This is a genomic window from Mucilaginibacter agri (assembly GCF_009928685.1).
Classification (GTDB): Bacteria; Bacteroidota; Bacteroidia; order Sphingobacteriales; family Sphingobacteriaceae; genus Mucilaginibacter; species Mucilaginibacter agri.
In genome coordinates, this window is the sequence record NZ_WWEO01000043.1 from 523,848 (window position 1) to 543,369 (window position 19,522).

The following is a 19,522-nucleotide window of genomic DNA, read 5'->3' on the forward strand; positions in this document are numbered from 1 at the left end:
AGTTGCGGTATTATTAGCTGCTATTTTAGCACCAGTGTTTTTTGCTCCAAAAAGCAAAGCAAACGCATAATTACCCAAACAGTTAAGCGATAAAGAGGACGACCGGATTGATGGCCGTCCTTTTTTTGTATAAATGTTGTGAGGTAGGGGCCAGTGCTTTTATAAACGCCATAATTTTTGTTAATTGAGGATCAAATCACCCTAATTAACATGCAACGCAGAAACTTCTTAAAAACGGGCTCGCTGGCTGGCCTGTCCCTGGGCACATTAGTAAGTTCGGCATATGCCGCCCCGCGGGTAAATGAATTGGAGGCAACAGCCGCAATCACCGATGTTTTTGAATTAAAGGAAGCAACTATAGCCGATCTGCAGCATAAAATGCAGACTAAACAACATACATCGCGCAGCATTACTGAGCTTTACTTAAAACGAATTGCTGCAATTGATAAAAGTGGGCCTAAGCTTAACGCGGTTATAGAATTAAATCCCGAAGCTCTTGCCATAGCCGACTCGCTAGACAAAGAGCGTGCGAAAGGTAAAGTCCGCGGGCCCATGCACGGCATCCCGGTTTTAATTAAAGATAATATTGATACCGGCGATAAAATGCACACCACTGCAGGCGCGCTTGCTATTAGTGACAACTTTGCCAAACAGGATGCTTTTATCATTAAACAATTGCGCGAAGCCGGTGCTGTTATTTTAGGAAAAACTAATTTGAGCGAATGGGCCAACTTTCGTTCTTCGCACTCTACCAGCGGGTGGAGTAGCCGTGGATTGCAAACTAAAAATCCCTATATTCTCGATCGTAATCCAAGTGGCTCCAGCGCGGGTTCAGGGTCGGCAGCATCAGCCAGTTTGTGCGCAGTGGCTATAGGTACCGAAACAAATGGGTCGGTAGTGTCGCCATCATCCGTTAACGGCTTGGTGGGCATTAAGCCAACGGTTGGTTTGTTAAGTCGCTCGGGCATTATACCAATTTCTAAAACGCAGGATACAGCAGGGCCTATGGCTCGCACGGTTACCGATGCTGCCATGCTGTTAAGTGCACTCGCCGGTGTGGATGAGCAGGATAGCTATACCCTGCCCAGCAAAGGAAAAATTGAAAAAGATTACACCAAATTTTTAGATGCAGACGGTTTAAAAGGTAAACGCCTGGGTATCGAAAAGTCGGCCTTGCAGGGTAATCCGGCTATGCTGAGCTTGCTCAAAGCCGCCACGGAAACTCTAACGGCCAAAGGCGCTACTATTGTGGAGATAGAATTAGTAAAAGAACTGAAAGTGATTGGCAATGCATCTTACACTGTATTATTATATGAGTTTAAAGATGGTGTAAACCAATACCTAAGCAAGGCCAATTCTAAAATAAAAACACTGGAAGAGGTAATTGCCTACAATAAGCAGAACGAAGCCACAGCAATGCCTTTCTTTAAACAGGAAACACTGGAATCGGCACAATCCAAAGGCGACTTGAACACGCCGGAATATCTTGAGGCTGTAAAAAAATCAAACGGCACATCGCGGGCGGCAATCGATAAAATATTGCAGGATAATCAGCTAGATGCTATCATTGGCCCAACCAATGGTTTTGCAGTGTGTATCGATTTAATCAACGGAGATTATAACAACGGTTTCTCATTTTCTTCGCCAGCTGCAATGGCAGGGTATCCGCACATTACGGTGCCGATGGGCCAATGGCACGACCTGCCGATGGGGCTCTCTTTTTTCGGCACAGCTTACACCGAACCACAACTGTTAAAAATGGCCTACGCTTACGAGCAAGCCAGTAAAAAGCGTGCTGCACCGGAGTTTAAGGGGCCGATAGTGGGGTAGAGCCAGACTCACCGCCAACAAAAGTGGCTTTACTGTGTTGAATTACCATAACTCAGTTCAATACTAAAACATTTTTTATGGAACCGTTAATTAACAATGGGAAAAAGAAGCTGAAATATCTGCTCATTATCCCGCTTATACTTATACTAGCTATCATAAGCGCGAGTGTGAGGGCGCAAGTTCCACCACCGCCGCCGCCTGCCCCACCACCGCCGGGAGAGGTTATAAATGATATTAATCCGTTTAAAAAGAGTACAAAGAAAAAGAGTACCAAAAAGAAAGCGACGACTAAGAGCAGCAGTAAACCGGCCACTCCTCCGGGAGCACCGCCGCCACCGCCAGATCCCTTACATTTAACCAAAAAGGTGCCGCCTCCACCAGGGCCAAGGCCACCAATAAACTAAGTAATAATGGAGAGCTTCCCGAAACGGAGGCTCTCTTTATTTGCCGCATTTGTGGAAAAGTTCAATACTTTCTTTTAAATTAAAAACGTTATTTCGTAAATCGCATATACTAAAACATCTAATATGACTAACGAAACAAATTCAAAAAGGAAACTTCGAACGAAGTACTTGTTGATGATTCCGGTTGCCATGGCATTAGGAGTAACCGGTGCCTATGCACAAGCTCCACCGCCGCCGCCTGCTCCTCCATCGCCAGTCGAAGTTTTTAATTCGATAAACCCGTTTAAGAAAAAGAAAAAGGCTGATACCACCAAAACCAAAACCGACAGTGGTAAAATTAAAGCAGATACAGTACAAGCTGCACCCAGTGGCCCGCCTCCGCCACCAAATCCTTTAGATCTGTTTAAGAAGAAAAAGAAAAGCGCCGCAGCGCCTAAACCGTCGAGCGCGGTTAGCGGGCAGGCGTAAAATAGTTGATTAATAAGAAGGCCTCTCCAGTTGGAGAGGCTTTCTTATTAATATTGTGAAGAGCAGAATTTATTGGTGTCGCTTAATTGTATGGGATTCGGCCCAAACCATTTAACAAAATTATCCCATTTGTCCTTGTTTTGATCAACCCATGTTTTGAACCCGTCTGGATCGCCCTGGCTTAGTAACCAGCGATTGTAGGTATCTAGGAGGCCCGCTTTTGCAATCTGATCCTGGTAGCTGAACAGTGCGTTAGGGTAGGTTTTGTCAAATCCTTTTTGATCGTATAATTCCAGAAATTTAGTTCTGATGATACTTAATGAATTTAAGTCAATATTGGTTTGCCCAATAGAGGCCATGCCAATTGTCGGTTCATAAATTAAACCATATGGCAGCTTTTTAGGATCTGTAACTACGCTTTGTTTAGTGAAGCTTATCGACATTTTATCACCAGAAAAGGTGATCTGCGATTTATAGGTATCGTATAGTAATTTGCTTATCTCTTGCGTACGTTGTGAATTGCGTTCGAGATTTATAAAGATTTCGCCATAGATCATGCCCCACATTTTCTCAGTAGAAGAACAATAAAGCCTCGATGCGCGGTAATAGTTAGATGGAAAGGTTGGGTCTGTCACAATACCCTTTTCGTAAAAACTAAGTGCTTTACTGTAATCTTTCTTTACCCAATAAATATTACCCGATTCGAGATATAACTCACCGGAATTTGGAAATTTCTGTATGCCTTCGTTGTAAATGCTGATAGCCTTATCATTTTGGTCGGCAAGGTCGTAGCTATTTCCTAACAATTGATAGACACGTCCAAAAGCATCGGGTCTGTCTTTTAACTTTGTTAAAACTTCTATCGCTTTATCGTATTTTTTCTGACTATAGTAAGAATAGGCGGTCTCGTAGGGGTATTCGATGTTGTTTGGATCGAGTTTAATGGCGTCGTTCAATAGAACTAAGGCTTCATCAAATTTACCGTCGTCTTCTAATTTTACGGCTTGTGTGCCTTTTTGGCGGGCTAGTTCGATGTTGCTTTGAGCTGAGGCCTTGAATAGACTGCTTAGTAATAAAAAAGCAATGGCAAGAATTGTCTTATTCATTGTGATAAATTTGTAAAGATTAAGTTGAGTGAAAGATAGGATATTTCTCTTTTTCAAAATAATCTTCAACAAAAAAAGCGACCTGTCAACCAGGTCGCTTTTTTTATTTATAGATAAAAGATTCTTATTTCAACATATCCACAAAGTCGTCAAACAGGTAGCGGCTATCGTGCGGGCCTGGTGAAGATTCTGGGTGATATTGTACCGAGAAGGCGTTTTTGCCTTTAACACGGATACCTTCTATAGATTGGTCGTTTAAATTAACGTGGGTGATCTCCACCTTGTCTGATGCGCGAACCGCATCTGGCACTACCCCAAAACCATGGTTTTGTGAGGTAACCTCACAGTGGTTCTTAATGATGTTTTTAACCGGGTGATTTAAACCACGGTGGCCGTTGAACATCTTTTTAGTAGGGATGCCGTTAGCTAAAGCCAATAACTGGTGGCCTAAGCAAATACCGAACATCGGTTTATCAGAACCCAAGATATCTTTAACGGTGTCAATAGCGTAAGGCATTGCCGATGGATCGCCGGGGCCGTTTGAGATAAAGTAACCATTAGGTTTAAAGTCTGCTTCCATCTCGTCGAAAGTGGTTTTAGCGGGATAAACCTTAGCATAAACATTACGTTGAGCAAAGTTGCGGAGAATGTTTTTCTTTACACCTAAATCCAATACTGCAACACGCAATGGCGCATCTTCTTCACCTACTGTGTAAGTTTCAGTAGTTGAAACTTGCGATGAAAGCTCCAATCCATCCATTGAAGGTACTGCAGCTAGTTTTGCTTTCAGTTCATCAATGTCTAATATCTCTGAAGAGATAATCGCATTCATCGCACCTTTTTCACGGATGTAGCGTACCAGCTCACGGGTATCAATGTCAGAAATGCTCACCAGGTTTTGCTCCTGAAAGTAATCCTGGATAGATTCGTCGGCTTGTTTGCGGCTGTAAGCGATGTTATAGTTCTTGCAAACCAATCCGGCAATCTGAATTTTTTCAGATTCAACTTCGTCGTGGGTGATACCATAATTGCCAATGTGTGCATTAGTAGTAACCATAATCTGGCCGAAGTAAGAAGGGTCGGTAAAAATCTCCTGGTAGCCGGTCATACCTGTGTTAAAACAGATCTCGCCGGTGGTGGTGCCTATCTTTCCGGCAGCTTTACCATGAAAAACGGTACCGTCAGCCAGTAATAATACAGCCGGTAACTTGGTGTAGTTGGTCATTATTAAAAAAAGTTGAATGATTAATAATGAGGTGCTTAGTGTAAGAAATAGCTCCTCTGAAATGGGCAGAAAACATGAAGTAGTTGACCTCTGGATTCACGCTGCAAAAATACGACTTTTTAATCTGTATGTTAAGTAAAATTTAAATAATTTCTGAAAGTAGTTTCTACCTTTGCTTCGCATCTAAATATATTGTGCTATGTCTGTAAATAAAGAGATTAAACGCGTTACCACCAATACGCTTCAGGAAATGAAAAACCGGGGCGAAAAAATAGCCATGCTAACCGCATACGATTATTCGATGGCTAAAATTGTTGACGACGCGGGGATCGATGTAATATTAGTTGGAGATTCGGCATCGAACGTAATGGCCGGGCACGAAACCACCTTGCCTATCACGCTCGACCAGATGATCTATCATGCATCATCGGTAGTGCGTGGTGCAAGCCGATCGTTAGTAGTGGTCGATCTGCCTTTCGGTACTTATCAAGGTAATTCTAAAGAGGCGCTGAACTCGGCCATCCGCATTATGAAGGAAGCCGGTGCCCACGCGGTAAAAATTGAGGGTGGTGTAGAAATAGCCGAATCGGTAAGCCGTATCCTTACAGCAGGTATCCCGGTAATGGGGCATTTAGGTTTAACACCGCAATCCATCTATAAATTTGGCACCTACACAGTGCGGGCCAAAGAAGAAGCAGAAGCGAAAAAGCTAAAAGAAGATGCCCTGAAACTTCAAGAGTTGGGTTGTTTTGGTGTTGTGTTAGAGAAAATACCGGCGGCCCTGGCCCAGGAAGTAACCGACAGCTTGCAGATTCCAACTATCGGTATCGGCGCGGGGCAGCATTGCTCGGGCCAGGTATTGGTAATTCATGACATGTTGGGTTTAAACAAAGGTTTTCGCCCACGTTTCTTACGCCAGTACGCCAATTTGTACGAGGTGATGAACGGTGCCATTAAAGGTTATGTAAGCGACGTGAAGGCAAACGATTTCCCAAGCGAGAAAGAGCAGTATTAGGCCCCCCGCCCCCTAAAGGGGGAGGAATAAATTTCAAAACAAAACAATACACGATAACTGTTATACCTTCAGACCTCGGACCCACGACCTCTGAATTCAAAAATATGATGCAAAACGTACCTGCCGATATTACCGATAACGATATCCTTTATGAGGACAACCACCTTATTGCTGTTAACAAACGCGCAGGTGATATTGTACAGGTTGACGATACCGGCGATGAGCCACTGGACGAGAAGGTAAAGCGATACATCGCTAAAAAGTATAACAAGCCTAATGGGGCTTTTTTAGGCGTAGTACACAGGCTAGACCGACCTGTTAGCGGTGTGATTTTATTTGCTAAAACCAGTAAGGCTTTAGAGCGTATGAACGAGTTGTTTAAAACCCGGCAAATGCGTAAAATCTATTACGCCGTGGTACGCAACCGGCCAGAGCCACATTTTGGCAACCTGGTGCATTGGTTGGTTAAAAACCCTAAAAAGAATGTTACCACCGCTCATGGGCACGAAGTAAAAGGCAGCCTGCGGTCAGAATTGCATTACCGTTTGGTTGGCGAACTGAATGGTTATTACTTAATACAGGTTAACCCAATCACCGGTCGGCCACACCAGATCAGGGTGCAACTGGCTTCTTTAAATAGCCCAATTGTAGGCGATAATAAATACGGTTATCCCCGCGGAAGCCTGCGCAAAAGCATTTGTCTGCACGCCCGCCGATTGCAATTTATACATCCTGTAAAAAAGGAACCAATCGATATTAAGGCCCCGCTGCCTAAAGATGGTTTCTGGGAAAAGTTTGCACACCTGATTCAGGATAGTGATGAGGATTCGGTATTGAAGGGAAGTGACGAATAGTCTTGTTATTTAACATCATGTCATTAGGAGCGATAGCGCGGCAACCTCGTCGCATACACTATCGATCTGGATAGCTATGAGATTGCTTCGTTCCTTGCAATGACATAACGAGGGTTTACAATCCCAAAACCTTTTCCCAAATCACTTCATCAACCGGTATACCTTCTTTCAAATTCCGTTTCCGTGTTATTAACGTGCCTTCGCCGGGGAAACGGATAGAGTTATCAGCATCAACTGGACTGCTGGATTTGCTGTAGTTGATAATTTGTTCAATGAGGTTGTCGGTAAATGCGCCGTTGTCGGGTTTAATACAGATAAACACTTGCGATACGCCGCTTTCGGTTTTGCCCTCAGATATTTTAGCCGTGGAGTTGCCACCGCTTAAAATGGTAACCAGCAAATCTAACATTAACGACAGCCCCGAACCTTTCCAGAACCCAATAGGTAATAGACGTTGCGTTTCGATGATTTCGGCCGCGTTTACAGATAGTTTGCCAGCTTTATCGTAGCCTCCGGGTAAAGGCAGTGTTTCGCCGGATGAACGGTATTGCTGCAACTTGCCAAATGAGTATTGCGAAACGGCCATATCTAAAACTACGTCGCCACCTTTACGAGGCACGGATATAATTAATGGATTGTTACCCAATCTCGGATCAATACCTCCCCATGGTGGAACGTTAGCAATGGTGTTAGTAAAACAAATGCCGATATAGCCAGCTTCGGCGGCTTGCCAACCGTAAGAACCGCCGCGCATCCAGTGGTTCGTGTCTTTAATTGCCACACAGCCAATGCCATGCTGCTCGGCGAGTTTTATAGCTCTGTCCATACAGAAACGAGCATTTAACATTCCCGGTCCGTAATTGCCATTCCATCGTTCTAACAAACCCAGCCCGATTTCGGCGGTCGGTTCGGCATCAGGTTTTACATGGCCTTCTTTCACAAACTTTACAAACACCGGGAAGCGGTTTAAGCCATGCGTATAAACCCCATCGCGGCTATTCTCCGCAAATATGGTGGCAATAGCTTCGGCCTTGGCAGGTGTGAAGTTCAGTTTAAGCAATACCCGGTTAAACTCGGCCTGCATTTGTTGGAAGGGGATGCGCATCGTTTAGTTTTGAATGAGGAGGGAGTGAATGAATGAGTAGTCCAAAACAAAATTGTCATTGCGAGGAGGAACGACGTGGCAATCTCGTAGTTATACATATCGAGTAAGCATTCGACGAGATTGCCACGCTATCGCTCGCAATGACAATAGGCTTTAAGAACTAATTAAATCGTTGCCATGTCAATTACAAAGCGGTAACGTACGTCGCCTTTAATCATGCGATCGTATGCAGTGTCGATGTAATCGATAGGGATAACCTCCACGTCAGAAACAATGTTGTGTTCCGCGCAGTAGTCTAACATTTCCTGTGTTTCTGCAATGCCGCCAATTAGCGATCCGGCAATGCTCCTGCGTCTGCCAATAAGAGGGAATGCTGCCAGCGTTGGTGATTCGGGCGGAACGCCTAATAAGATCATCGTGCCATTAACTTTAAGCATTTGTAAATAGAAATTATACTCGTGCTGTGCGGAAATGGTATTGATAATAAAATCAAAAGATCCGGCTGCAGATTTTACTTGTTCTTCGTCGCTGGTTACCACAAAGTGATGAGCGCCTAACTTTTCTGCATCGGCTTTTTTGTTTGGCGAAGTACTTAATACAGTAACATCTGCACCTTTTGATACCGCCAGTTTAACAGCCATGTGGCCTAAACCACCTAAACCTAATACAGCAACCTTATGGCCTTTGCCAATTTTCCAGTGCATAATAGGCGAGTAGGTTGTAATGCCCGCACACAATAATGGAGCAACCCCTGCCAATGGCAATTTCTCAGAAATGCGAAGCGTGTATTGCTCGTCAACCACAATTTGGTTTGAATAGCCACCGTAAGTTGGGTTGCCTTCTTTATCGCGGCCATTGTAGGTACCTATCATGCCAACATCACAATACTGTTCTTCGCCTGCCAGGCAGTTAGGGCAATGGCGGCACGAATCAACAAAACAACCAACGCCGGCCAGGTCGCCAACTTTAAATTTGGTTACTTCGGCTCCAACTTTAGTAATACGGCCAACAATTTCGTGACCGGGAACCATTGGGAATATCCCATGTCCCCATTCGTCGCGCACCTGGTGAATGTCTGAGTGGCAAACGCCACAGTAGGCAATTTCGATCAGAACGTCTTTAGGCCCAACCTCACGGCGGTCGAATTTAAAAGGCTCCAGGTTAGCATGTGCTTTTGGAGCTGCATAAGCTTTTGCTGCTATCATAGTTTATTAAGATGTGTGTTGTGTATTTGTAAAGTTGGGCATTCTATATTTAAATAAAAAATCGCCATCCGGAACTTAAATCATAATGAGGATGATAGGAATGGAATATTACCGTAAAATAACAATTGCCCGCTGCCGTTTACTAAGCAGGGATTTGCTATTTTTGCCCGCTGATGCCAATGAAGAAAACTTTAATTGTATTGATCGTAGCCGGGTTAACCATATTAACCGTAAACTCCTGCAAGAAAGATAATCAGGATTCGATTTCTAATTTCCTAACCGTTTCTCCGTGGCAACTGGCCTCGGTGCAGGTATCTACCTATGTAGGCTCTTCGCTCATAGAAACAGATACATTGAACACTAATTGCTCGTTGAAACAGACCTTCACTTTCAGTACAGATAAAAGCTGCTCTTATCAAAATTTTATTTGTCGCGATACCACTAATAAAGGCACATGGGCGCTCAGCGATGATAAGCTAACATTAAATGCAGCGATGGTTTGCAGGGATACTGTAACTGGTGGCCGCGATACTACTGATAGCCCTTTTAGAAATGCGCAAATTGTATCGCTAGGAGGATATTCTTTGGTGTTACAAACCGGCGACGTTAATTCGTATTATACATCTACGCAAACAAGGGTTATCAAAAGGTGGGGCTTTATTCATCAGTAGTAACTCATATTAAGCAGCTTGGGTTATAAAGTATGCTTCAAAATTTTATATTTGGGTAATTAATAATAAAGGGGATAATTTGAAAAAGAGAATCGCCATTTTTGCTTCGGGCTCGGGCTCCAATGCGCAAAAAATTTTGGAGCATTTTAAACGTAGTACAGTTGCCGAGGTGGTGCTGATACTGAGTAATAATCCACAGGCTTACGTTTTACAGCGGGCCGACAATTTCGAAATACCTTCGCACGCATTTACCCGCCACGAGTTTTTTGAAACCGACAGTGTTGTTAAGCTGCTTAAAAATCTGCAGGTAGATTTGATTGTGCTTGCCGGCTTTTTGTGGTTGGTGCCACAATCGCTACTGAAAGCATTTCCTAACCGCATTATTAATATACACCCATCGTTGTTGCCTAAATATGGTGGCAAGGGTATGTATGGCGATAAAGTGCACCAGGCTGTACTCGATAACCACGAAGAAGAATCGGGCATTACCATCCATTTTGTAAATGAGCATTTTGACGAGGGGGAGGTAATCCACCAGTTCAAATTCAGGATTGAACCTACCGATACACTCGAAATTGTTAAGTTTAAAGGCCAGCAGTTGGAGCACCATCATTTTCCAAGAGTAATAGAGGGGTTGCTGACTAAGATTAAGAGTTGATTTTAGTTCAAACCGTCATCTTGTCCCAACATTCGTCGGGAAAGCACGGCTATTTGAGATTGCAGTGAACAGCTACTGCCATTCCAAATTGTCACTATTTCGCCGCCGTTCTAAACTTCACCGTATAACTTACCAGTGGATAACCGTCTGCAGAACGGAAGCCGCCGCCTGTTACTACGAAATCATAGTCGGTATCTGGTTGCAGGCTTACGTTAAAGGTAAATGATTTTTTGTCTGGCGAGAAGCCAGACTGGCCGGTAACGGGGTAGCTATCTTTGCCACCGGGGCCATAATCTACTGCTGTACTTCGGCCCATCACTGCCGAAAAATTTATTTTAATTTCTTTGGTAGCCGGATCTACCAGCTTGTTTGGCCAGACTGATACGCCAACTACTATCGGGCGCTTAACTTCATAGGCTTGGTGCAATTGCGGCAAGGTTTTGAGGAAATATCCCGAGTTGGCTAAAAACTTTTCAACGGCCGCGGTATCTGCATAGTTAAGTTCTACCATTTCCTTCACAGCCTTGCGTTTATCGTGGTGGTTATTATAATAGGAGCGGCATATTACGTAGCCCATGTAATAACCCAGGTCGCCCACCTTGCCATTGTTAACGCCATTATATAGCCAATTGCGATAATTGTTGGTAAACATTTCGGTGGCAAACTGCTCTTTCAATCCCGGTTCGTGTTCTGTACCGTAGCTCATGTAAGGCAGTGGGAGCGTTTGGGTGGTAACCAGTTCGGTTATAAAATCGCAGGTGCCTTCGTAAATGCATTGCGATAATAAATTATAGGGTTCGCCGTGCTCCTGGGTATGTACGTATTCGTGGATATTAAGCGGCACAATATTTTTAAAAGGGTCGCTCGCGAAGTAAGCACTTAGATTGTTTCGTAAGTTAAGGGGGAGTTCAGATATATCAACCTGCGAATTGCCCGTAGCCAGTTCTGCGCCAATGAGTACCATGCCGTTGCCACTGGTGCCACCAGAATTTAATACGCCAATGGTGAAGTAGATCGTAGCGGGTTTAAGATCGGTATATATCGACCTGAGGATTTTTAAGTCAGGATCAAACTGTGTTGTAAGCGTTTTAACTTTAAGCGTGTTCTCCCTTATCGAGTTCCAGAATTTGGGGTAGTGGCGTATAGCAGAAACATAATCCTGAGCTTTGTAATCCTTGGCTTCCATAAAAGCACGTAATCCCTCAGTGCCTACGCTAATATATAGTTTCTGAATGTAGTAAAGCTGCTTAAGGCTGTCGTTGGTAGTACGGATGCTATCATAGGCGTTCCAAAAGTTATCTATATCAGCGGTAATTACCTTTTTGGTGTTGTCTTGCCCGTAGGAAAGTGAGTAAATACAAATAAGGATCAGTGTTAAGGCAGGTAGTTTTTTCATATTATTTATAGACGAAACCGACGCAGATATGTTGCGCTGATGCTAAGCTAAAAAATAAATGATAATGCGGTTGATGTTACCCTATCCCAAAGAAAATTTCGCTGTAAATTTTCCTGCGTATAAATGACTAACTTATAGTTAACTAATCATTCAAAATCACTACTTTTGCGGCTCGAAAATTTCCCTCAATGAGTCAGCCCGTAAAAATTAAAAATGCGCTAATATCGGTTTATTACAAAGATCATTTGGAACCGGTTATTCATGAACTTAATCGCTTAGGCGTTAAAATATATTCCACCGGCGGAACGGAATCTTTTATCCGCAGTTTAGGTGGCGAGGTTATCGCAGTAGAAGACCTTACTTCTTACCCGTCTATTTTAGGCGGTCGTGTTAAAACGCTGCACCCCAAAGTGTTTGGTGGTATTTTAGGCCGACGCAGTTTAGATCAGGACTTGCAACAACTGGAGCAATACGAGATCCCGGAAATTGACCTGGTGATTGTAGACTTATACCCGTTTGAAGAAACGGTAGCATCTGGCGCAGGCCACGATGATGTGATTGAGAAGATTGATATCGGTGGTATCTCTTTGATCCGCGCTGCTGCAAAAAATTATAAAGATGTTGTGATCATTTCGTCGAAAGATGAATACCAAACATTGGAAGGTTTGCTAAAAACGAAAAACGGCGAGACCGATATCGAAGATCGCAAGACTTTCGCATTGAAAGCTTTCAACGTATCATCAAACTACGATACCGCAATTTTCAACTACTTTAACCAGGACGAGCAACTACCTGTATTTAAACAAAGCATACAGCAAAGCCAGGTTTTACGCTACGGCGAAAACCCGCACCAGCAAGGTGTGTTTTATGGTCAGTTAGATGCTATGTTTACGAAATTGCATGGCAAAGAGTTATCATACAATAACCTGGTTGATGTTGACGCAGCAGTAGCTTTGATCGACGAATTTACCGAGCCAACTGTTGCCATTTTAAAACATACCAACGCCTGTGGTATCGCCTCGCGCAGCTTTATTAAAGAAGCCTGGATCGATGCTTTGGCTTGCGACCCGGTTTCGGCTTTTGGTGGTGTAATTATCGCTAACGAAGAAATTGACGAAGCAACCGCTATTGAGATCAGTAAACTGTTTTATGAAGTGCTGATTGCCCCTGCCTACACCAAAGAAGCTTTAGAGGTATTAACCAGCAAAAAGAACCGCGTGATCCTGATCCGCAATACGGTTGAACTGCCAGTTAAGCAATTTAAAACCTTATTAAACGGTGTAATTGAGCAAGATAAAGACGCTGTTATTGAAGGCCCGGCGCAAATGACTGCGGTTACCAACGCACAGCCAACCGAACAGCAGTTAAAAGATTTGTTCTTCGCTAATAAAATTGTGAAACATACTAAATCAAATACCGTTGTACTGGCTAAAAACGATCAGTTGCTGGCAAGTGGTGTTGGGCAAACCTCAAGGGTTGATGCTTTACGCCAGGCAATAGAAAAAGCAAAAAGTTTCGGGTTTGATCTTGAAGGTGCGGTAATGACTTCTGATGCTTTCTTCCCATTCCCTGATTGTGTTGAAATAGCAGCGGATGCGGGTATTGTGGCTGTTTTACAGCCGGGAGGTTCTATCAAAGATCAGGATTCTATTGATATGGCAAACCAAAAAAATATTGTGATGGTAACCACTGGAGTTAGACATTTTAAACACTAAATTTAGAAACGATTACAATAATCTGCCTTTTTTAACGCTTTAAAAAGCAAGCTATTAAATGCAGCTTATTAAGTAATTTTTTTTCAAATTTGCAGATTATTAGAAACACATATAAATGGGTTTATTCAACTTTTTTACGCAAGAAATTGCGATTGACTTAGGTACAGCAAATACCCTGATTATACATAACGACAAAGTGGTTGTAGATGAACCATCAATCGTTGCTTTAGACAGACAAACCAATAAAGTTATTGCCATTGGGCGCCAGGCCATGCAAATGGAAGGTAAAACGCACGAAAAGATCCGTACCGTGCGCCCGCTTAAAGATGGTGTAATTGCCGACTTTGATGCTGCGGAACACATGATCCGCGGGATGATCAAAATGATCAACAAAGGTAAAAGCTGGTTTTTTCCGTCGTTAAGAATGGTAATATGTATCCCTTCAGGTATTACCGAGGTTGAAAAACGTGCCGTGCGCGACTCGGCAGAAATTGCAGGTGCCAAAGAGGTTTACCTGATCTACGAACCAATGGCTGCTGCGGTAGGTATTGGTATCGACGTAGAAGAACCAATGGGTAACATGATCATCGACATCGGTGGTGGTACTACAGAGATTGCCGTTATCGCATTATCAGGTATCGTTTGCGACCAATCTATCCGGGTGGCAGGTGATAACTTCGATGCTGACATCGTTCAGTACATCCGTCGCCAACACAACATCATGATCGGTGACCGTACTGCCGAAAAGATCAAAATTGAAGTAGGTGCTGCATTGCCAGAGTTGGCAGATCCACCGGCTGATTTCGCAGTACAAGGCCGCGACTTAATGACTGGTGTGCCAAAACAAATCACTGTATCATATACCGAAATTGCGCATTGCTTAGATAAATCGATCTCTAAGATTGAAGAAGCAATATTGAAAGCGTTGGAGATCACTCCGCCAGAGCTTTCGGCCGATATTTACCAAACAGGTATCTATTTAACCGGTGGTGGTGCATTGCTGCGTGGTTTAGATAAACGTGTGGCTGCCAAAACCAAACTACCTGTACACGTAGCCGAAGATCCGCTTCGCGCTGTGGTACGTGGTACCGGTACTGCCCTTAAAAATATTGGTAACTTTAAGTTTTTAATGCAATAAAAAGCAATGATAGAATGAGTGAATGATAGAATGACTGAGTACTATTCTATCATTCACTCATTCTATAACTCAATCATTTAGAAAGCATGCGTAACCTATTGATCTTCATCAGCAAGTACAACGCATTCTTCCTGTTCCTGATATTTGAGATAAGTGCGCTGATTATTTACATTAAGTATAACTCTTTTCAGAAAGCTACTTTTATCAACAGCTCTAACCAGGTTACAGGTAATATCTATGGCCGTGTAAACAAGCTGAACCAATACCTTGCCCTGCGCGAAAGCAATGACAGCCTTATGGCCGAAAATGCCCGCCTGCGTGGTAAGCTGCCTACAGCATTTTACGTTGATACTGCACAGAAACATACCGTTACCGACAGTAACTATCATCAACAATACACTTACATTGCTGCCAAGGTAATTAACAACTCGGTTAACCGCTCTAACAATTATATCACTATTAACAGGGGTACCAACGAAGGTATTACTAAAGATATGGGTGTTATCAGCAGTGGTGGACTGGTTGGTATTGTGGTAAACGTATCAGAGCACTTTGCAACAGTAAGATCGTTTTTGCATAAAGACACCAAGATTAGTGCCATGGTAACGGATACTAAGGATATTGGCTCTATGATATGGAGTGAAGACCTTGGCCCGCACACCGGTTTATTAATAGATATCCCTAACCACGTTAAGCCTCACGTTGGCGAACCGGTGGTAACCTCGGGTTTCTCTTTATGGCCTCCGGGTATACCAATTGGTAAAATAAGCAAGCTTAATGCTAAAGGCGGCGGCTTTTTCCTCAACATGGAAGTAAACCTGGCTGTAGATTTCAGCCGGTTAGAATATGTTTACGTAGTAATTAATAAACTGGCTTTAGAACAGGCCACACTAGAGGCCCAGCAAAAGAAAAATGATCAGGATACTAATAACTAATTTAATAAGGTTTGTGGCGATGGTTTTTCTGCAGGTTTTCCTGTTGAAAAACTTAACGCTTTATAACCTTTCTACGCCGTACCCTTATATCATATTTATACTGCTGTTGCCGTTCGAAACACCGAATTTGCTGCTGTTTCTGCTATCGTTTATACTGGGTTTAACTATCGATGCTTTTTATGATACACCTGGCTTACATGCAGCAGCTTGCGTGCTAATGGCCATGGTGCGGGTAATGTTCATCAGCATCACCGTGCAAAAAGACGGGTTCGATAACGAGCCCGAACCAACGCTGAGTGTAATGGGTTTCAGATGGTTTTTTGCCTATGCATCCATTCTTACATTGTGTCACCATTTTTTCCTATTCAACCTCGAAGTATTTCGCATTTCTGAAATACAATATACTTTATTACGTTTCATATTAAGTTCAGTATTTACCATATTTTTAATGCTGATTTCAGGCTTCTTATTTTTCAGGAGTAGAGAACGTAAATGAACAGTTTTTTTGCGCGCCGATACGTTATTACCGGGATATTTATAATCCTTTGCCTCACCCTGCTGGTGCGGCTTTTCTATATGCAGATCATAGACGACAAGTATTTGCTGGCGTCTAATAGTAACGTAATCCGCAAGGTTATTATGTACCCTGCACGCGGCCCGATATTAGATCGCAACAATAAAATACTGGTGCAGAACGAACCGGTTTATGATATCATTGTAACTCCCCGTAAGGTTAAGGAATTTGATACCCTGGAGTTTTGCAAAATGATTGGTATCGATAAAGAGGGGTTTGATAAACGCTTTGCTAAAGCCGTTAAATATTCGCCATACCGTAGTTCGATATTTGAGAAACAATTGCCGGCAAGGCTATGGGCTTCTTTGTCTGAGCGGATTTACGAATTTCCGGGCTTTGATGTTCAGCCCCGCACCATCCGTACTTATCCCGATTCTACAGCAGCTCAATTCTTAGGATACGTGGGCGAGGTTACCGATCGGGATATCGAAAAATCTAACGGCTACTATCGCCCCGGCGACTACATTGGCCGTACCGGTGTAGAAAAAGCTTACGAAGACTTATTACGCGGCCAGCGTGGTGTACTCAATCAAATGGTCGATTCGCGTAACGTACCCAAAGGTAAATTTGCCAATGGTGCATATGACACCGTTGCAGTTGCGGGTGAAAGATTACAATCATCGCTCGACATCCGTTTACAGAAACTGGGCGAAAAGCTGATGAAGAACAAGGTGGGTAGTATCGTAGCCATCGAGCCATCAACAGGCGAGATCCTGGCTTTTGTGAGCAGCCCTACTTACGACCCCAACCTGATGGTTGGCCGCGAGCGCGGTAACAACGTAGCCAAGCTGTACGACGATCCATATAATCCGCTTTTCATCAGGCCTATTCAGGCGTATTATCCGCCGGGCTCATCCTTTAAACCGCTAAGTGCACTAATTGCCTTGCAGCAGGGGATACTTACTCCGCAAACTACCTATTTCTGTGCAGGTGGATATTGGGCCGGTAATCACATGGTTAAATGTACGCACCATCACGGTACAACAGACCTTACGTTGGGTATTGCTGGTTCTTGCAATGTTTATTTCTGTAGCGTTTTCGATAAACTTATTAACGAACACGGTGGCAAGCAAACAGAGGCAACCTTTACAGATTGGAAAGCCCGTGTTAACCAGTTCGGATTCGGTGTTAAGCTCGGCGTCGACTTGCCGCACGAGGGCCGGGGCAACGTACCTACAGCTTTGCACTACGACAATATTCATGGTAAAAACCATTGGCGCGCAAGCACCATTATATCTCTGGCCATCGGTCAGGGTGAATTAGAGGCTACGCCTTTGCAGTTAGCCAATATCGAATGTACCATTGCCAATCATGGCTATTACTATACCCCACATCTTATCCGTGCTATTGGCGATAAAAATATTGTTAAAAAAGAGTTTACTTCGAAACACGACGTCGGCATCGATCCACAATATTTCGAGCCGGTAATTGAAGGTATGCATCAGGTTGTGCAGGTGGGCACAGCACGTGGTTCTATGATTCCGGGTATAGACATGTGTGGCAAAACCGGTACTGCGCAAAACCCGCACGGTAAAAACCACTCGCTGTTTGTGGCTTTTGCACCGCGTATAAATCCTAAGATTGCCATAGCCGTAGTGGTAGAGAACTCTGGTGATGGTGGTACATGGGCTGCGCCCATTGCCAGCTTTATAGTTGAGAAATATTTAAGAGATTCGATAACTACCCGCCCGTCGGGCATAACGCCTGAATATTATGCCAACGCAAATTTATTGCCGCCGCTGCCGGGACAAAAGCCTGCTGTAAAACCAAAGGTAGGAGCGGATAGTACGAAACAACAAAAAGGCGATACCACTAATAAACCGGCAGTACAGGTTAAAGCTGCTTCCAGAAAGAATAAGAAAGATACCCTGCTGCGCACTTTAGCGGCTGCTCAAATAAAACGAAAAGACGATGAGCAATAGCAGCACAAATCAACGTGGTTTCTTTTTTAATGTCGATTGGCTAACGGTATTGCTATATCTTACTTTATGTGCTATCGGTTGGTTTAATATTCACTCAGCAGTTTTCGACCCTAAGCATCCGGGTTTTGTTGATTTTGATACTAACTATGGTAAGCAGTTTATATTCATCATGTCGTCAATTATATTGGCTATTGTAATACTACTGCTGGATAATCGGTTCTTTATCACGTTTGCATCCATATTTTACATCATCACTGTTATACTGTTGATAGCGGTACTCGTCGTCGGGCGAAACGTGGGCGGTAACCAGGCTTGGATTCCGTTGGGTAGTTTCAGGCTTCAGCCTTCCGAGTTTGCCAAGGTAACAACCGTATTGCTGCTGGCGCGCTACCTGAGTGGTACCAACATCCGTATTACCGAACCACGGTCGTTCTTCTCGGCAGCCGCCATTATTGGTTTGCCAATGTTGCTTATTATGCTGCAGCCAGATACCGGTTCTACACTGGTGTTCTGCTCATTGATATTTGTGCTTTATCGCGAAGGTTTATCACCCTATTTCCTGATCATTATAGGCTTGATGATTGTCCTCTTCGTGCTGACGCTGCTTTATAATCAGATCTATCTGGTCATCGGCGTAGTGATATTAGGGCTGCTTATTATGTGGACACTGAGGCGTTTCAGGCAGGTGATGTTTACGGTGTTCATTGGGATGCTCATTTCTGTAGCTTTTATTTTTAGTGTAAAGTATATTTACCTGCACGTATTAAAGCAGCACCAAAAAGAGCGTATTGATATTTTACTAGGCCTCACAACGGATTTACGTAAGAAGGGTTACAACGTTAATCAATCTAAAATTGCCATCGGCTCGGGCAAGCTTTGGGGTAAAGGTTACTTACAGGGCACCCAAACTAAATACTCATTCGTACCCGAACAGAGCACCGACTTTATATTCTGCACCGTAGGAGAGGAGTGGGGTTTTGCTGGTTCGGTGGTGCTCATTGGCCTATATCTCTTTTTGCTGCTACGGCTTCTCATGCTGGCCGAACGACAGCGATCCCCATTCTCGAGGATCTATGGCTATGGAGTCGCATCTGTGTTATTTTTTCACGTCATCATCAATATTGGGATGACGGTAGGCGTAGTCCCGGTAATCGGTATTCCTTTGCCATTTATCAGCTATGGTGGTTCTTCGTTATGGAGTTTTACCATCCTGCTGTTTATAATGATAAAGTTGGATTCGAACAGGATGGGTACGATCTCACCTAATTAGCCCTCTTTATCAATCCCCCTTGTGATTGTTG

The 19,522-nt window shown here is 43.6% G+C and carries 18 protein-coding genes; 13 read left to right on the plus strand and 5 right to left on the minus strand.

Annotation, left to right across the window (positions count from 1 at the left end; all coding sequences use genetic code 11):
* The first annotated feature begins 210 nt into the window (after positions 1-210).
* From GSY63_RS15245 to GSY63_RS15255, 3 genes are all read left to right on the plus strand, one after another.
* Entirely contained in the window at positions 211-1,830 is a 1,620-nt protein-coding gene (locus tag GSY63_RS15245) for an amidase (protein ID WP_166586672.1), read from the plus strand.
* Positions 1,831-1,907: 77 nt separating this feature from the next.
* Positions 1,908-2,234, plus strand: a complete 327-nt coding sequence (locus GSY63_RS15250; RefSeq protein WP_166586673.1) for a hypothetical protein — start codon at positions 1,908-1,910, stop codon at positions 2,232-2,234.
* 123 nt (positions 2,235-2,357) lie between these two features.
* On the plus strand, positions 2,358-2,702 hold the full coding sequence (locus GSY63_RS15255; RefSeq protein WP_166586674.1) for a hypothetical protein: 345 nt from the start codon (positions 2,358-2,360) through the stop codon (positions 2,700-2,702).
* Positions 2,703-2,749: 47 nt separating this feature from the next.
* On the opposite strand, the gene GSY63_RS15260 is transcribed toward GSY63_RS15255, so the two are convergent.
* Both GSY63_RS15260 and carA read right to left on the minus strand, forming a co-directional pair.
* Complete coding sequence (locus GSY63_RS15260) at positions 2,750-3,808, minus strand: tetratricopeptide repeat protein (RefSeq protein ID WP_166586675.1); 1,059 nt, start codon at positions 3,806-3,808, stop codon at positions 2,750-2,752.
* Positions 3,809-3,932: 124 nt separating this feature from the next.
* Positions 3,933-5,033 carry a glutamine-hydrolyzing carbamoyl-phosphate synthase small subunit gene (gene carA, locus GSY63_RS15265; protein WP_166586676.1) on the minus strand — a complete coding sequence of 367 codons (1,101 nt, stop codon included), beginning with the start codon at positions 5,031-5,033 and terminating at the stop codon, positions 3,933-3,935.
* 199 nt (positions 5,034-5,232) lie between these two features.
* On the opposite strand from carA, the gene panB reads away from it, so the two are divergent.
* Together panB and GSY63_RS15275 are read left to right on the plus strand one after the other, a co-directional pair.
* Positions 5,233-6,048 (plus strand): 3-methyl-2-oxobutanoate hydroxymethyltransferase, encoded by an 816-nt coding sequence (gene panB, locus GSY63_RS15270; protein ID WP_166586677.1) that lies wholly within the window; start codon positions 5,233-5,235, stop codon positions 6,046-6,048.
* A 104-nt stretch (positions 6,049-6,152) separates the two neighbouring features.
* Positions 6,153-6,902, plus strand: a complete 750-nt coding sequence (locus GSY63_RS15275; RefSeq protein ID WP_243749242.1) for an RluA family pseudouridine synthase — start codon at positions 6,153-6,155, stop codon at positions 6,900-6,902.
* 115 nt (positions 6,903-7,017) lie between these two features.
* Here GSY63_RS15275 and yiaK read toward each other — a convergent pair whose 3' ends face one another.
* Positions 7,018-8,007 (minus strand): 3-dehydro-L-gulonate 2-dehydrogenase, encoded by a 990-nt coding sequence (gene yiaK / locus GSY63_RS15280; RefSeq protein ID WP_166586678.1) that lies wholly within the window; start codon positions 8,005-8,007, stop codon positions 7,018-7,020.
* Between the two features lie 164 nt (positions 8,008-8,171).
* Entirely contained in the window at positions 8,172-9,212 is a 1,041-nt protein-coding gene (locus GSY63_RS15285; RefSeq protein WP_166586679.1) for an NAD(P)-dependent alcohol dehydrogenase, read from the minus strand.
* 179 nt (positions 9,213-9,391) lie between these two features.
* Between GSY63_RS15285 and GSY63_RS15290 the strand changes: the two genes are divergently transcribed.
* Positions 9,392-9,883: a lipocalin family protein gene (locus tag GSY63_RS15290; RefSeq protein ID WP_166586680.1), complete on the plus strand. Its 492-nt coding sequence runs from the start codon at positions 9,392-9,394 to the stop codon at positions 9,881-9,883.
* Positions 9,884-9,962: 79 nt separating this feature from the next.
* Entirely contained in the window at positions 9,963-10,541 is a 579-nt protein-coding gene (purN, locus tag GSY63_RS15295; protein ID WP_166586681.1) for a phosphoribosylglycinamide formyltransferase, read from the plus strand.
* A 94-nt stretch (positions 10,542-10,635) separates the two neighbouring features.
* Here the strand turns inward: purN and GSY63_RS15300 are convergent, their stop codons facing one another.
* Positions 10,636-11,937: a hypothetical protein gene (locus tag GSY63_RS15300; RefSeq protein WP_166586682.1), complete on the minus strand. Its 1,302-nt coding sequence runs from the start codon at positions 11,935-11,937 to the stop codon at positions 10,636-10,638.
* A gap of 188 nt (positions 11,938-12,125) precedes the next feature.
* Here GSY63_RS15300 and purH point away from each other — a divergent pair, with 188 nt between their 5' ends.
* From purH to rodA, 6 genes are all read left to right on the plus strand, one after another.
* Positions 12,126-13,652 carry a bifunctional phosphoribosylaminoimidazolecarboxamide formyltransferase/IMP cyclohydrolase gene (gene purH / locus GSY63_RS15305; RefSeq protein ID WP_166586683.1) on the plus strand — a complete coding sequence of 509 codons (1,527 nt, stop codon included), beginning with the start codon at positions 12,126-12,128 and terminating at the stop codon, positions 13,650-13,652.
* 115 nt (positions 13,653-13,767) lie between these two features.
* The gene (locus tag GSY63_RS15310) at positions 13,768-14,790 is read left to right on the plus strand and encodes a rod shape-determining protein (RefSeq protein ID WP_074487496.1); all 1,023 of its coding nucleotides are present in this window, start codon (positions 13,768-13,770) and stop codon (positions 14,788-14,790) included.
* 86 nt (positions 14,791-14,876) lie between these two features.
* On the plus strand, positions 14,877-15,725 hold the full coding sequence (gene mreC, locus GSY63_RS15315) for a rod shape-determining protein MreC (protein WP_166586684.1): 849 nt from the start codon (positions 14,877-14,879) through the stop codon (positions 15,723-15,725).
* Complete coding sequence (locus GSY63_RS15320; protein ID WP_166586685.1) at positions 15,703-16,221, plus strand: rod shape-determining protein MreD; 519 nt, start codon at positions 15,703-15,705, stop codon at positions 16,219-16,221. The genes mreC and GSY63_RS15320 overlap by 23 nt, the downstream gene beginning before the upstream one ends.
* Complete coding sequence (gene mrdA, locus GSY63_RS15325) at positions 16,218-18,221, plus strand: penicillin-binding protein 2 (protein ID WP_166586686.1); 2,004 nt, start codon at positions 16,218-16,220, stop codon at positions 18,219-18,221. The genes GSY63_RS15320 and mrdA overlap by 4 nt, the downstream gene beginning before the upstream one ends.
* Positions 18,211-19,491 carry a rod shape-determining protein RodA gene (gene rodA / locus GSY63_RS15330; RefSeq protein ID WP_166586687.1) on the plus strand — a complete coding sequence of 427 codons (1,281 nt, stop codon included), beginning with the start codon at positions 18,211-18,213 and terminating at the stop codon, positions 19,489-19,491. Before mrdA ends, rodA begins: the two co-directional genes overlap by 11 nt.
* Positions 19,492-19,522: the final 31 nt, after the last annotated feature.

Coding starts and splice junctions, on each gene's coding strand:
- GSY63_RS15245 (WP_166586672.1), top strand. CDS start 211: ATGCAACGCAGAAACTTCTTAAAAACGGGCTCGCTGGCTGGCCTGTCC.
- GSY63_RS15250 (WP_166586673.1), top strand. CDS start 1,908: ATGGAACCGTTAATTAACAATGGGAAAAAGAAGCTGAAATATCTGCTC.
- GSY63_RS15255 (WP_166586674.1), top strand. CDS start 2,358: ATGACTAACGAAACAAATTCAAAAAGGAAACTTCGAACGAAGTACTTG.
- GSY63_RS15260 (WP_166586675.1), bottom strand. CDS start 3,808: ATGAATAAGACAATTCTTGCCATTGCTTTTTTATTACTAAGCAGTCTA.
- carA (WP_166586676.1), bottom strand. CDS start 5,033: ATGACCAACTACACCAAGTTACCGGCTGTATTATTACTGGCTGACGGT.
- panB (WP_166586677.1), top strand. CDS start 5,233: ATGTCTGTAAATAAAGAGATTAAACGCGTTACCACCAATACGCTTCAG.
- GSY63_RS15275 (WP_243749242.1), top strand. CDS start 6,153: ATGATGCAAAACGTACCTGCCGATATTACCGATAACGATATCCTTTAT.
- yiaK (WP_166586678.1), bottom strand. CDS start 8,007: ATGCGCATCCCCTTCCAACAAATGCAGGCCGAGTTTAACCGGGTATTG.
- GSY63_RS15285 (WP_166586679.1), bottom strand. CDS start 9,212: ATGATAGCAGCAAAAGCTTATGCAGCTCCAAAAGCACATGCTAACCTG.
- GSY63_RS15290 (WP_166586680.1), top strand. CDS start 9,392: ATGAAGAAAACTTTAATTGTATTGATCGTAGCCGGGTTAACCATATTA.
- GSY63_RS15300 (WP_166586682.1), bottom strand. CDS start 11,937: ATGAAAAAACTACCTGCCTTAACACTGATCCTTATTTGTATTTACTCA.
- purH (WP_166586683.1), top strand. CDS start 12,126: ATGAGTCAGCCCGTAAAAATTAAAAATGCGCTAATATCGGTTTATTAC.
- GSY63_RS15310 (WP_074487496.1), top strand. CDS start 13,768: ATGGGTTTATTCAACTTTTTTACGCAAGAAATTGCGATTGACTTAGGT.
- mreC (WP_166586684.1), top strand. CDS start 14,877: ATGCGTAACCTATTGATCTTCATCAGCAAGTACAACGCATTCTTCCTG.
- GSY63_RS15320 (WP_166586685.1), top strand. CDS start 15,703: ATGATCAGGATACTAATAACTAATTTAATAAGGTTTGTGGCGATGGTT.
- mrdA (WP_166586686.1), top strand. CDS start 16,218: ATGAACAGTTTTTTTGCGCGCCGATACGTTATTACCGGGATATTTATA.
- rodA (WP_166586687.1), top strand. CDS start 18,211: ATGAGCAATAGCAGCACAAATCAACGTGGTTTCTTTTTTAATGTCGAT.